Here is a 13338-nt window from a genome sequence, read left to right as displayed (position 1 = left end):
AGCTTTCGACATGACCCGCATTCCCCCTTTGTCGGATCAGGACATGACCGCCGACGCGCGCGCATCCCACGCAGCATTGGGCGCGTATGGTCCGTTTGACAACTGGGCCCGCGTCGCGGCGTATTGCCCTCCGGTTCTGAACCATGTCACGGGAATGCTGACAACCTTGCGAGAGCAGGAGAACCTGCCGCGCCGTGCGTTGGAACTGGCCATGGTGACGGTTTCGAAACTGAATGCCTGCGATTATTGCGTCTCGCATCACACACCGCTGCTGACCGTGGCGGGGCTGAGCCCCGAAGGTGCGGCGCGTCTGCCAGACGTCGAGGATCATCCGGAACTGGATGCCTGTGACAAGGCGGTTGTCCGCTATGCCGAAGCCGTGACGATCCGGTCGGGCCGTATGCGGGATGCCGAAGTGGCGGAGCTGAGGGAATGGTTCACGGATGCTCAGATCGTCGAACTGACCTGGCGCATCGCCTTGTGCGGTGCGTTCAATCGGTTCAACGATGCATTGCAGATTCAGATCGAACCCGAGGTCAAACCGGTTTCAGCTTAATACCCGCGCCAGATCCAGCCGCCGCCGAATACGCGGCTGCCCTCGTTCGCGTAAAACACACAGGCCTGCCCTGGCGAGATGCCTTCCTCGGGGGTCAGCAGTTCGACCTCGGCCGTGGTGTCCGACAGCGGCCGAATGATCGCCTCGCGCGGCGGGCGGGTCGAGCGGACCTTGACGGACAGGTGCCATTCATCGCGTGACGTGAAGGGTTCATCGCCCAGCCAGTTGATCTCGCGCACCGGAACGACGCGCGTTGCCAGCATCTCTTTCGGGCCGACAACGACCTGCTTTTTGTCTACGTCCAGTTTGACGACGTAAAGCGGCTCGCTGAGGCCGCCGATACCAAGACCGCGACGTTGCCCGATCGTATAGTGGATTACACCGTTGTGCTGCGCCAGAACGCGGCCATCGGCGTGAACGATCTCGCCGGGTTCCGCGGCTCCGGGGCGCAGTTTTTCGATGACGCTGGCATAGTTGCCGTCAGGTACGAAGCAGATATCCTGACTGTCGGGCTTGTCCGCCACGGACAGCCCATACTTCGCCGCCATCTCACGGGTTGCATCTTTTGACGGCAGGTGGCCCAGCGGGAAACGCAGGAAGTTCAGTTGCTCGGGCGTGGTCGAGAACAGGAAATAGGACTGATCGCGTTTGGCGTCTTCGGCGCTGTGCAGTTCTGGACCGTTGGCGCCCATCTTGCGCTGAATGTAGTGGCCGGTAGCCATGCAGTCTGCCTCAAGATCCTTGGCGGTTTCCAGAAGGTCCTTGAATTTCACGCGCTCGTTGCAGCGGATGCAGGGAACCGGCGTTGCGCCTGCCAGATAGCTGTCGGCGAACTCGTCGATCACGGCATCCTTGAAGATGTTCTCGTAATCCAGAACGTAATGTGGAAATCCACGCTCTTCCGCCACGCGGCGCGCATCATGAATATCGATTCCAGCGCAACAGGCACCTTTCTTGGCCAACGCCGCGCCGTGGTCATAAAGCTGCAACGTCACACCGACCACATCATAGCCCTGATCGGCCAGATAGGCCGCGACAACGGAACTGTCGACGCCCCCCGACATCGCCACAACGACCCGCGTTTCCGAGGGCGGTTTGGCAAAGCCAAGCGAGTTCAGCGGGGTCTCGGTATCGAGGGCCATTGCAGATTCCAGTCCGGGTTAAGAAAGACCGGCAGAATATAAGAAAATTCTACACACTCTCAAGGGGCGGTTTCACGCGACTTTAAGTAGGCTGAGGTCAGCTTTGGTGCAGCAAGAAGGGTAAAGCGATGTATTTGCACAAAGTTGAAGGGCCAAGGTCTGTTGCTCTGCCGGATGGATCCATTTTGACGCATGCGGATTTACCGCCGGCGAACACAAGGCGATGGGTGGCGTCACGCAAAATTCTTGTCGTGCGCGGCGTGCTTTACGGGCTGATCAGCCTGTCTGACGCAAAAAAGAAATACGGCCTGAGCGACGAAGAATTCAACGGTTGGGTTTCCTTGGTCGCGGAACACGGCGTCGAGGCGTTGAAAGCGACGGCGCTAAAAAAGTATCGACAACCTAAAGGAGAGCGTGAATAAATGATTCAACGGTAACGTCAGATTAACCATTCTTGATCAGGTTTAATTTCAATTGGAATTATTGACCCGAATTGGAGCAGTGAAAAATGCGCATACTTCTAGTCGAGGATGATCCGACCACGTCCAAAAGCATCGAATTGATGCTGACGCATGCGAACCTGAACGTCTATGCGACGGATCTTGGCGAAGAAGGAATCGATCTGGCGAAACTCTATGATTACGACCTGATCTTGCTGGATCTGAACCTGCCGGACATGAACGGGCATGAGGTTCTGCGCCAGTTGCGGATCGCAAGGGTGGAAACGCCGATTCTGATTCTGTCCGGCGCTGATGATACTGAAAGCAAGATCAAAGGCTTTGGATTTGGTGCGGATGATTATCTGACCAAGCCCTTCCATCGCGAAGAACTGGTGGCGCGCATCCATGCCATTATCCGCCGTTCCAAAGGGCATTCGCAGTCGATCATTCATACAGGGCGTATTGCGGTGAACCTTGATGCAAAAACCGTGGAAGTGGATGGCAAGACCGTTCATTTGACCGGCAAGGAATACCAGATGCTCGAGCTGCTCAGCCTGCGCAAGGGGACGACTCTGACCAAGGAAATGTTTCTGAATCACCTCTATGGCGGCATGGATGAACCCGAGCTGAAAATTATCGATGTGTTCATCTGCAAACTGCGCAAAAAGCTCAGCAATGCGACCGGCGGTGAGAACTATATCGAAACCGTCTGGGGCCGTGGCTATGTGCTGCGAGATCCGCAAAGCAACACGCTGGACGAAACACGGATGGCAGTCGGTCTCTGATTTGAAACACCAGTGCCGCCGGTGGTCCAGGGCGGCACATTGCACTCACGGCTCAGCACGTCTGGACCTGGCCATGGCCTCGCCCTATCACTGAGGTCCAAGTACGCGTGACAGGGCGAGGCCATGAGTAAACCGATTTCCATATCCGAGCTGACAGAAGATGAGGCACGTGCCGAACTTGCACGTCTGGCCGAACTATTGTCGAAAGCGAACACGCTGTATCACACGGCTGACGCGCCTGACATGTCGGATGCCGACTATGATGCTCTCAAACGGCGCAATGCCGAGATAGAGGCGCGCTTCCCTCATCTCAAACGTCACGACAGCCCGACGGATCAAGTGGGTGCAAAGCCTGCTGATGGTTTTTCGAAAGTCACGCACGCCGTGCGCATGATGTCGCTGGGCAACGCTTTCGATGATGAGGACGTGGCAGATTTCGACAGATCGATCCGGAAATACCTGGGCCTTGGCTCTGGGGAAAGCCTTGCCTACACGGCCGAACCCAAGATTGACGGCCTGTCCCTGTCATTGCGGTATGAAAACGGTCAGCTTGTTCAGGCTGCGACGCGTGGAGATGGTGAAGTCGGTGAAAATGTAACGGCCAATGCCCGCACGGTATCCGATATCCCGCAACACCTGCAAAACGCGCCCGAGGTTTTGGAAGTCAGGGGTGAGGTTTACATGTCTCATGCGGATTTCGAGGCGTTGAACGCGCGGCAGGCCGAGCGAGGCGGCAAACCCTTTGCCAATCCAAGAAACGCGGCGGCGGGGTCTTTGCGGCAACTGGATCCGGAAATCACGCGCTCGCGCCCGCTGCGTTTCTTTGCTTACGCCTGGGGAGAGGTTTCGGAACCATTGTCCGACTCGCAGATGGGGGCGATCGAGCGGGTTAAATCACTTGGTTTTTCGACGAATCCGCTGACCCGTCTGTGCGCAACGACGCAAGAGATGTTGGAGCATTACCGGGATATCGAAGCGCAACGTTCCACCTTGGGCTATGACATCGACGGGGTTGTCTACAAGGTGAATGATCTGTCGCTTCAGGCGCGTTTGGGGTTTCGCTCAACCACGCCGCGATGGGCGATTGCACACAAGTTTCCGGCCGAACTGGCCTGGACGAGGCTGGAGGCGATCGACATTCAGGTCGGTCGCACAGGCGCGCTTAGCCCGGTTGCCCGGTTGCATCCAGTGACTGTGGGTGGTGTTGTCGTGTCCAACGCCACATTGCACAACGAAGACTATATCGCGGGACGCGATGCCAAGGGCGGCACGATCCGCGATGGCAAGGATATCCGTGTCGGTGACTGGGTTCAGGTATATCGCGCCGGGGATGTGATCCCGAAGCTGTCTGATGTTGATCTGTCCAAACGCCCGGCCGGTTCGCAGCCATTTGTCTTTCCGACACGGTGTCCGGAATGTCAAAGCGAGGCGATCCGCGAAGAAGGCGATGCGGTCCGCCGCTGCACCGGTGGCTTGATTTGCCCCGCGCAGGCCGTTGAAAAACTGAAACATTTCGTCTCGCGCAAAGCGTTTGACATTGAAGGCCTTGGCGCGAAACAGATCGAGATGTTCTATGATGATCCGATCCTTCCGATAAAGACTCCGGCGGATATCTTTACATTGGAACAGCGTGACAGGGCCAATCTGGCTCGGCTGAAAAACCGGGATGGGTGGGGGGAAACCTCGGCCAGAAATCTGTTTGCCGCGATCGACGAAAAGCGGACCATTCCGTTTGCGCGCCTGTTGTTTGCTTTGGGTATTCGACATGTAGGTGAAGTCGGAGCACGCGATCTGGCGCTGTATTACCGCGATTGGGAGACCCTGACACAAGCCCTGGACACCGCGCGCCCGGCAGCTCTGGCGCAGCGGCAAGCGGATGCGGCGGAAGATGCCGAACGGGCGGCCGCGCTGGCAGAAGGTCGTCGGGCGCGTGTCAAGGAAGCGCGGGATGCTGCCATCGCTGCGGCGTGTGTTCCGCCGGATGCCAATGCCGCCTGGTCGGAATTGATCGGAATTGACGGGATCGGCGCAACGCTGGGTCTGTCTCTCTCCGATGCGTTTTCGAACGTGGAAGAGAGGCGCGCGTTCGATACGTTGCGCAAAGAACTGACAATCGTCGCACCTGATGCACCGGCCTCAGACAGCCCGGTGGCTGGCAAGACGGTTGTGTTCACCGGGACGTTGGAAAAGATGACCCGCGCCGAGGCCAAGGCCCGGGCCGAGGCGTTGGGTGCGAAGGTTTCCGGTTCCGTCAGCAAGAAAACCGATATTCTTGTCGCCGGGCCCGGTGCGGGTTCGAAAGCCAGGAAAGCGGCAGAGCTGGGTATCGAAACCCTGGATGAGGATGGCTGGTTGCAGCTGATCGAAGGCGCATGAGCGGGAGGCCGGAACAGCTGTTCCCGCTGTTTGCGGGGCTGGAAACACTCGAGGGCGTTGGCCCCAAAACCGCGCAAGTCCTGGAACAGGCTGGCGTTGAGAGCCCACGCGACGTTCTGTTCGGCCTGCCTTATGCCGTCGTCGACCGACGTCGGCGAGAGACGATTCAGGGCGTCGATCTGCCCGCCACGTTGACCGTCGAAGTGACGGTCGGCCCACACAGGCCGCCGCGCAACAAGGGGGGCGCTTACCGCGTGCATGTCGAAGACAGTCAGGCCGATTTTCAGCTGGTGTTCTTTCACGCGCGCGGGGACTATCTGAAGAAACTGCTGCCTCAGGGCGCGCGCCGTGTGATCTCGGGCAAGCTGGAGCTGTTCGACGGCATGGCTCAGATGGTGCATCCGGATCATATGTTGCCGGTCGAGCAAGCCGGTGAGATTCCGGAATTTGAACCGGTATACCATCTGACACATGGGTTGACCCAGAAGACGGCGTTCAAGGTCAGCCGCAGCGCGTTGACGCGTGCGCCTGAGCTGGCGGAATGGATCGACCCTGCGCAGATGGCACAGCAAAACTGGCCGGATTGGATTTCGGCAATTCGAGCCGGTCACAATCCTCAAGGGGCTGATGATGTCTCAGCGTTTGCGCCCGCGCGTCAGCGTCTGGCCTATGACGAGCTGTTCGCGCATCAGATGACGTTGGCTCTGGCGCGTCAGCGAGAGCGGAAATCCCGTGGTGTCGTCAGCGTAGGGACAGGCGCGTTGCAATCCAGGGTGTTGGCCAGTCTTCCTTATCGTCCGACCGGCGCGCAAAGCCGCGCGATCGAGGAAATCGCGGCCGATATGGCATCGGACGCCCGCATGAACCGATTGTTGCAGGGTGACGTGGGGGCCGGCAAGACATTGGTGGCCTTCATGGCCCTTCTGATCGCGGTCGAGGCAGGCGGACAGGGTGTGATGATGGCCCCGACCGAGATCCTTGCGCGCCAACATCTGGAAGGGTTGCGCCCGTTGGCGGAAGAGGCCGGAGTGGTGCTTGAACTGCTCACCGGGCGTGACAAGGGCGCAGAGCGGCGCGCCAAGCTTGAGGCTTTGAAAAATGGCAATATCCAAATTCTGGTCGGCACCCATGCCGTGTTTCACAGTGATGTTGAATTCAAAGCGCTGCGCTTGGCCATAGTTGATGAACAGCATCGGTTTGGCGTGCGTCAGAGGATGGAGCTGTCGGAAAAAGGGCAGGGCGCGGATGTATTGGTGATGACCGCCACACCTATTCCACGCAGTCTGGCGCTGGCGCAATATGGCGACATGGATGTGTCGGTGCTGGACGAAAAGCCGCCGGGGCGCAAACCGATCAAGACGGCGATAGTCAGCACGCAGCGCATGGACGAGGTCGTATCCCACCTGCGTCGCGCGATCGATGAGGGGCGGCAGTGCTATTGGGTCTGCCCCTTGGTCGATGAATCAGAGGTTTCGGACCTGACGGCCGCTGAAGAACGATTCAAACGCTTGCGTGCCATATTGGGCGAAGGTGTGGTCGGGCTGGTTCATGGGCAGATGCCGCCGGCCGAAAAAGACGCGGCAATGTCTGCATTCCAGAATGGGGCCACCAAGGTTCTTGTGGCCACGACCGTCATTGAAGTGGGGGTCAACGTGCCCAATGCCACGATCATGGTCATCGAACGGGCCGAAATCTTTGGTCTGGCCCAACTGCATCAATTGCGCGGTCGCGTGGGCCGTGGTGATGCGGAATCGACGTGTTTGTTGATGTATCAACCACCGCTCAGCGAGGGGGGACGTAAGCGGTTGGAGGTTCTGCGCGAAACCGAAGACGGGTTCCGTATCTCGGAAACCGATCTGGAAATGCGTGGTGCCGGAGATCTGATCGGAACCGCTCAGTCCGGTCTGCCGAAGTTCCGGATTGCGGATCTGGAGCGTCAGGCCGGCTTGATGGCCGTGGCCCAATCCGATGCCCGGGCATTGCTGAATGCGGATCCCAAGCTGGACTCGGACCGGGGCCGCGCGGCGCGCGTAGTTTTGTGGCTGATGAAACAGGATCAGGCGATCCGTTTGATTTCAGTAGGTTAGGCAGGAAGCTCCGAAAAGTTCACAAATGTTCTCAAAAAGTTCTTTACCGACTCGGGTAAATATGAGAACAAAAGGTCAACAAAGGATTAAAACTCTGACCGGAGGTGACCCTATGCTGACCCAGATCAAGACTGTATTCAGCCGCTCGCAATCGACAATCCTACAGGATGCCGTGGGCGTGATGTCTCTGGTCGTGATCCTGATGGTCGCCCTGCACCTTCCGGTTGGATTCTAAGCCTTTCTGCCTGCGATCTCGTGCCGAAAAAACCGCGCTGTCATCCCCATTTCAGTCAAGGGTGACCTGCCTGTCCCAAACCCCTTGAGGGGCCATGCCTCGGCCCCGTGCGGTAATCCGGACCCCACGCGAGACACGCAATGCCTGCCGCCGCCCTTTCGCCCGGAAGGTGCGGCGGCTTTTTTACAGCTGGCCGGTTTTGAAAATCTCAAGCAATGCGGACAGGACCGAATTGACCGCGACCGAGGCCAGGATCATCCCCATGATACGGCTGATGATCGCTGCTCCTGAGTGACCAATCAGGCGAATGATCGGTTCCGCCAGAAGCATGAGAATAAAGGCAACAACCAGAACCGAGAGCATGACCAACGCGGTAATTCCTTGATCTACCGCACTGTATCGATGGTTGTCCGTCAGGATGACGACCGCCAGCATCGCACCGGGTGAAGCCAGAGATGGAACGGCAAGAGGAAATATCGCGGGATTCTGCTTGTGGTACTTGTCTTCCTGATCCTCTTCTGCCTGACGCTGTTCTATTTCCTGTTTGCTTTCGCCAAAGATCATGGTCAGAGCGAACAGGAACAGGATGATACCGCCTGCGACCTGAAATGAATTCAAACCGATATCCAGCGCTTCGATCAGCAGTTGCCCAAACACTAGGAAGAACAAAAGAACACCGGCACTTATTATCGATGCCAACAAAGCTGTCTTGCGACGCGCGGCGGCCTCCAGCCCCGCAGTGACGGCAATGAAAACGGGAATTGTACCAATTGGGTCAATGACGACCCAAAGGGTCACGAAATGCTCAAGCAGATTATTCAATACCCATCCCTCCTTAAATCTGTGCGGAAGGTAAACGGGTTTGTCTCAAATAGCTACAATCAGGCGCAATGGGCCTGTTCCGCCTTCGCCATGGCTTCCGCAGTGGCGTCCAGTGCCAGCAGTATTGACGCGTGGCGGTTCTTGTAGTCCCGCGCCGGCATCAGAACCTCGAGACCGTCAAAGGGCGCATCCGGGGCGGGGCCATCCTTTTTCAACATCGCAGCAAGCTGATCGCGCGCCGCTTCGACCTGAGCACGCGTTGCGCCAATGATTGCGTCGCCAACCAACGAAGCGGATGCCTGACCCAACGCACAGGCCTTCACGTCCTGTCCAAAGGCACTGACGCGACCATCCTGAACCTTCAGATCAACCGTCACGGTAGAGCCGCAAAGAGGCGCGCGTTTCTTGACCGTTGCATCCGGGTTTTCCAACCGGTCCAGATGCGGGATGTCCGCCGCCAGCGCCAGAATGCGTCCGGAATACAGCTTGATCAGGTCGTTCTCGCCGCTCATGGCTTTCCCTCGTCGTGTGTTCCTCATACATAGTGGCCAGCCCAACGGATGCAAAAGGTTTTTGTCATGTCTCACCCCGTCGCGTTTGATCCATCGACTCTGAAATATAACGAAGCGGGACTGATTCCGGCAATTGCGCAGGACGAGGTGTCGGGTGAAGTTCTGATGATGGCATGGATGAATGCGCAGGCCGTTGAAAAGACACTGGAAACGGGCAGGGTGACCTATTGGTCACGCTCGCGCCAGTCCTTCTGGATCAAGGGCGAAACCTCGGGCCATGTGCAGGAACTGGTGGACTTCCGCATCGATTGTGACCGCGATTGCCTGTTGGTTCTGGTGCGTCAAACCGGTGCTGCCTGTCACACCAACCGCCGGACGTGCTTTTATACTGCGGTGCGGGACGGGGCCGAGACCGAACTGATGGCCCCAATGGAGTAACCGAGCCAGATCAAAGCCCCACCATGTGCCGGATGTCTGCCGGGCTGGCACCTTCGGCCCGGTATTTCGCGATCGCACGCGCATCGTCGCGTTTCGCCAGCCGTTTGCCGGCGTCATCGCGGACCAGATCGTGGTGGAAATACTCGGGTGTAGGCAAATCCAACAGCACCTGAAGCAGAACATGGATGCGGGTGGCTTCGAACAGATCCTGACCGCGAACCACACGGGTGATCCCCTGGGCCGCGTCGTCAAGAACGACGGACAAATGGTAGGACGTGCCCATGTCTCGGCGAGCCAGAACGATATCGCCCACACTGGTTTCCATCTCATCCGGGGTAAAAGCAATTGTTCCTGCTTCGCCACCGGGGCCGGAGCCCAGTTCCAAGAATTGGAACCTGGCCGGATCGCGGATTGTTCGACAGGCTTTGGCAACGTCCAGTCGCAACACTTGGTCTCTTGGATGAGGTTTCTGGCGTAAGTCTTTACCCTGGTGTACTTTTCGGCACGTACCGGGATAAATAATTCCGTCTGGCCCAAGCAAGGGCGCGCCTTCCTGGGGCGCGCTTGCGGCGGCGGCAATATCTTTGCGATTGCACAGGCAAGGATACAGAAGACCCTTTTTCCACAACCGATCCAACGCGCGATCATAGATACTCAGCCGATCTGATTGACGCAGAACCGGTTCCGGCCAGGTCAGCCCCAACCAATTGAGGTCATCGTAGATCTGATCCTCCCAGTGCGGACGCGAGCGGGACCGATCGATATCTTCAATGCGCAGCAAGAACTGTCCATTTTCGGATCTGGCCATGTCGCTGGCGATCATCGCAGAATAGGCGTGCCCAAGGTGAAGCGGGCCAGTCGGGGATGGCGCGAAACGCGTTACGAAAGTCACGCTTTTTCTAATACATACACGTCAGAGTTAAGGTTGATGCCGGGCAAGTGCGGCCCGTATTCACGAAATAGCAAACGTGCGGCACCCATGTCGACCCAATCCGTCACTCGGCAGGTGAATTTGTGATCTGACAGCGCATGGTCGTTCAGGGAAAACGCCAACAACCCACCTTTTGGCAAGGCATGCATCAACAGGTCGAATGTCTCGGGCGGCGCCGCGCCCTGGCCGATGACACCGATGGCCGTGATCACCGAAAACGCTCCGGGCCTGAGCGGGGCTGGATTGGTGATGTCAAACCCGGTCAGGGTTCGGTAAACACCCTTGGCCTCTGCCTCTTCCAGCATTTTGGGGGTGGGGTCGATACCATCGATGACCTCAAATCCCACCGCCCGCAGGGCGAGACCGGAAAGCCCCGTTCCGCAGCCGAAGTCCAGAATCGGAGTTTGGGGGTGAGGGTGGAATAGCCACAATGCCGCGGCCACCCGTCCCGGGGTTGCATATCCCTGTTCCGCGACCTCTTTTTCATAGGTCGCGGCCCAGTTCTGATAATGCGTTTCAGTGTCTTCAGGCGTGTCGAGATTGTAGGTGCTGTCCAGGAACTTATCGCTCATCCCGGCATGCTAGGCCGAGATCACGCCGCGCGTCCAGTCAGCATTGATCCAACCAGGTTTGCCATTCTGCCTTGGCACGATCGGTATAGGCCTTGTACCGGTCCTTCCGGCCGCGCCGCCCGCCTTTCAGGCCGTCCACGGGGCGGAACAGGCCGAAGTTTACGTTCATCGGTTGAAACGTCTTGGCTTCGGCCCCGCCGGTAATGTGATGGATCAACGCACCCATTGCACTGTCCTTGGGCACTTCGGGCAAGTCACGACCCAGTATTTCCGCGGCGGCCATGCGACCGGCAAGCAATCCCATCGCGGCACTTTCAACATAGCCTTCGACGCCCGTAATCTGCCCGGCAAAGCGGATGTTGGGCTTGGATTTCAACCGCATCTGCGCATCGAGCAGGGTGGGAGAGTTGATGAACGTGTTGCGGTGGATGCCACCCAGCCGGGCAAAGCTGGCGTTTTCCAGACCGGGGATCATGCGGAACACGTCGGTCTGGGCTCCGTATTTCATCTTAGTCTGGAACCCTACGATGTTGAACAATGTGCCCAATGCGTTATCGCGCCGCAACTGAACAACGGCATGAGGTTTAACGTCAGGCGCATGAGGGTTTGTCAACCCAACCGGCTTCATCGGACCGTGGCGCAGGGTCTCGCGTCCGCGTTCGGCCATGACTTCAATCGGAAGACAGCCATCAAAATAGCCTGCGGTCTCACCTTCGTGAAACTCGGTTTTGTCCGCAGCCAGAAGGGCGTCGATGAAAGCCTCGTATTGATCACGGTCCATCGGGCAGTTCAGGTAAGCCGTGCGCTCTTCCTCGGTCTCGCCTTTGTCGTACCGGGATTGCATCCACGCTTTGCTCATGTCGATGCTGTCGGCGTAGACAATCGGCGCGATCGCATCGAAGAACGCCAGCGCGTCCGATCCCGTTTCCGCCCGGATGGCTTCCCCCAATGCGGGTGAGGTCAAAGGGCCGGTCGCGAAGATCCACTGCCCATCATCGGGAAGGGTGGTCACTTCTTCGTCTGTTACCGTCACACGCGGATGTGCGCGGAGTTTTTCGGTGACATCTTCGGCAAAGGGATCGCGGTCTACGGCGAGCGCACCACCGGCCGGCAGGCGATGTTCATAGGCCGTGGTCATGATCAACCCATTGGCTGCCCGCATTTCCCAATGCAGCAGACCGACGGCATTCTGTTCATCGTCATCCGATCGGAATGAGTTTGAACACACCATTTCCGCCAGGTTTCCTGTCTGATGTGCGAAGGTGCCAACGGTGGGACGCATTTCATGAATGATCACGTCAACGCCCATTTCAGCGGCTTGCCAGGCCGCTTCGGACCCGGCCATTCCACCGCCCACGATATGCAAAACTTGTGTCATGTGCAGCCACATAGGGCACCGCACAGACAGGCGCAACTGCCGTATTTTTTGTGACCGATCTGGTGGAGGGGTCTTGGGGTCGCCGCTGCGGGAATGTCAGCGCTGGTGAGAGAGACCAGCTGGAGGGACCTTCCGCCCACGGCGACCCAAAAGTGTACTGAGGCCTTAGCCTCGACCCAGCTTTGCCACAGAGTTGCCCTTTTGGAAAGTGCTAAAATGAAAACAGTGGCAAAAAATGTTCAAAACAATTGCGTCATTGGGTCCAATTCGGGGGGCGCTTTTCAATAAAGGCGGAAATGCCTTCTTCTGTATCGCGGTACAACATATTCTGCGCCATTGCGTCTCCGGTATAGGCATAAGCCTGATCCAAAGGCATTTGCAGCTGTTGATAGAACGCTTCCTTGCCGATCTTCACGGCCACGCCAAGCTTGGATGCGACCAGTTCCGCCAGCCCGTTGGCTTCTTGTTCCAGCGCCTCTTCAGGAACGACACGGTTTACCAAGCCCAGGTCGGCGGCGCGTTCCGCTGAAATGAACTCGCCGGTGGTCAGCATTTCAAAGGCCTGCTTTCTGGGGATGTTGCGGCTGAGAGCCACCATCGGCGTGGAACAGAACAGGCCGATATTGACCCCGTTGACGCCAAACCGTGTACCTTCCGCGGCCACCGCCATGTCGCAGGTTGCAACCAGCTGACACCCGGCGGCGGTCGCAATGCCATGGACTTGCGCGATAACGGGTTGCGGCAGGGATTGGATCGACATCATCATCCGGGCGCAACGGGAAAAGAGATCTTGAAAGTAGGCCTTGCCGCCATCTTCCGACTGGCGTCCGGCCGTCATCTGTTTCAAATCATGCCCGGCACAAAACGCCTTTCCTGCCCCCGACAGGACCACGGCCCGGATCGCGCTGTCGTCGCGCAGTGCATCAAGCTCGGCTTGCAGCGCAGCCAGCATCTCGTCACTCAATGCGTTCAGCCGGTCCGGCGCGTTCATCGTAAGCCTTGCAACCGCGCCAGTGTCGTTACGTTCCAGAATTGTCATCTTGCCCTCCGATCCCAAGTTGGGC

14 protein-coding genes are annotated in these 13338 nt (G+C 58.0%); 7 read left to right on the top strand and 7 right to left on the bottom strand.

The window, feature by feature from the left end:
- Positions 1-10: 10 nt before the first annotated feature.
- Entirely contained in the window at positions 11-556 is a 546-nt protein-coding gene (locus tag ACR0DJ_RS07070) for a carboxymuconolactone decarboxylase family protein (RefSeq protein ID WP_480684368.1), read from the top strand.
- Here ACR0DJ_RS07070 and mnmA read toward each other — a convergent pair.
- The gene (gene mnmA, locus ACR0DJ_RS07065) at positions 553-1698 is read right to left on the bottom strand and encodes a tRNA 2-thiouridine(34) synthase MnmA (protein WP_480684367.1); all 1146 of its coding nucleotides are present in this window, start codon (positions 1696-1698) and stop codon (positions 553-555) included. The genes ACR0DJ_RS07070 and mnmA overlap by 4 nt on opposite strands.
- 128 nt (positions 1699-1826) lie before the next feature.
- Between mnmA and sciP the strand changes: the two genes are divergently transcribed.
- The 5 genes from sciP to ACR0DJ_RS07040 all read left to right on the top strand — a co-directional run bounded on the left by sciP (position 1827) and on the right by ACR0DJ_RS07040 (position 7621).
- Complete coding sequence (sciP, locus tag ACR0DJ_RS07060) at positions 1827-2120, top strand: CtrA inhibitor SciP (protein WP_170344350.1); 294 nt, start codon at positions 1827-1829, stop codon at positions 2118-2120.
- 86 nt (positions 2121-2206) lie between these two features.
- The gene (ctrA, locus tag ACR0DJ_RS07055) at positions 2207-2923 is read left to right on the top strand and encodes a response regulator transcription factor CtrA (protein ID WP_152457936.1); all 717 of its coding nucleotides are present in this window, start codon (positions 2207-2209) and stop codon (positions 2921-2923) included.
- Positions 2924-3046: 123 nt separating this feature from the next.
- On the top strand, positions 3047-5299 hold the full coding sequence (ligA, locus tag ACR0DJ_RS07050; protein WP_480684365.1) for an NAD-dependent DNA ligase LigA: 2253 nt from the start codon (positions 3047-3049) through the stop codon (positions 5297-5299).
- Positions 5296-7386 (top strand): ATP-dependent DNA helicase RecG, encoded by a 2091-nt coding sequence (recG, locus tag ACR0DJ_RS07045; protein WP_480684363.1) that lies wholly within the window; start codon positions 5296-5298, stop codon positions 7384-7386. Before ligA ends, recG begins: the two co-directional genes overlap by 4 nt.
- Positions 7387-7498: 112 nt before the next feature.
- Positions 7499-7621 (top strand): hypothetical protein, encoded by a 123-nt coding sequence (locus ACR0DJ_RS07040; RefSeq protein WP_256367496.1) that lies wholly within the window; start codon positions 7499-7501, stop codon positions 7619-7621.
- 183 nt (positions 7622-7804) lie between these two features.
- Here ACR0DJ_RS07040 and ACR0DJ_RS07035 read toward each other — a convergent pair whose 3' ends face one another.
- Together ACR0DJ_RS07035 and ACR0DJ_RS07030 are read right to left on the bottom strand one after the other, a co-directional pair.
- Positions 7805-8443 (bottom strand): MarC family protein, encoded by a 639-nt coding sequence (locus ACR0DJ_RS07035; protein ID WP_170344345.1) that lies wholly within the window; start codon positions 8441-8443, stop codon positions 7805-7807.
- Between the two features lie 59 nt (positions 8444-8502).
- Positions 8503-8955: an iron-sulfur cluster assembly scaffold protein gene (locus ACR0DJ_RS07030; RefSeq protein WP_425078238.1), complete on the bottom strand. Its 453-nt coding sequence runs from the start codon at positions 8953-8955 to the stop codon at positions 8503-8505.
- 48 nt (positions 8956-9003) lie between these two features.
- On the opposite strand from ACR0DJ_RS07030, the gene hisI reads away from it, so the two are divergent.
- Positions 9004-9393: a phosphoribosyl-AMP cyclohydrolase gene (gene hisI, locus ACR0DJ_RS07025; protein WP_425078239.1), complete on the top strand. Its 390-nt coding sequence runs from the start codon at positions 9004-9006 to the stop codon at positions 9391-9393.
- A gap of 10 nt (positions 9394-9403) precedes the next feature.
- Here hisI and gluQRS read toward each other — a convergent pair whose 3' ends face one another.
- From gluQRS to ACR0DJ_RS07005, 4 genes are all read right to left on the bottom strand, one after another.
- Entirely contained in the window at positions 9404-10285 is an 882-nt protein-coding gene (gene gluQRS, locus ACR0DJ_RS07020) for a tRNA glutamyl-Q(34) synthetase GluQRS (protein ID WP_480684362.1), read from the bottom strand.
- Positions 10282-10896 carry a class I SAM-dependent DNA methyltransferase gene (locus tag ACR0DJ_RS07015; RefSeq protein ID WP_480684361.1) on the bottom strand — a complete coding sequence of 205 codons (615 nt, stop codon included), beginning with the start codon at positions 10894-10896 and terminating at the stop codon, positions 10282-10284. Before ACR0DJ_RS07015 ends, gluQRS begins: the two co-directional genes overlap by 4 nt.
- Before the next feature lie 37 nt (positions 10897-10933).
- On the bottom strand, positions 10934-12274 hold the full coding sequence (gene trmFO, locus ACR0DJ_RS07010) for a methylenetetrahydrofolate--tRNA-(uracil(54)-C(5))-methyltransferase (FADH(2)-oxidizing) TrmFO (RefSeq protein WP_480684359.1): 1341 nt from the start codon (positions 12272-12274) through the stop codon (positions 10934-10936).
- A 253-nt stretch (positions 12275-12527) separates the two neighbouring features.
- On the bottom strand, positions 12528-13313 hold the full coding sequence (locus ACR0DJ_RS07005; protein ID WP_170344339.1) for an enoyl-CoA hydratase: 786 nt from the start codon (positions 13311-13313) through the stop codon (positions 12528-12530).
- Between the last annotated feature and the right edge of the window lie 25 nt (positions 13314-13338).

This window comes from Ruegeria sp. BF10 (assembly GCF_056538725.1).
The sequence above is the reverse complement of the archived record's forward strand: the minus strand, read 5'-3'. Positions and strand labels throughout refer to the sequence as shown.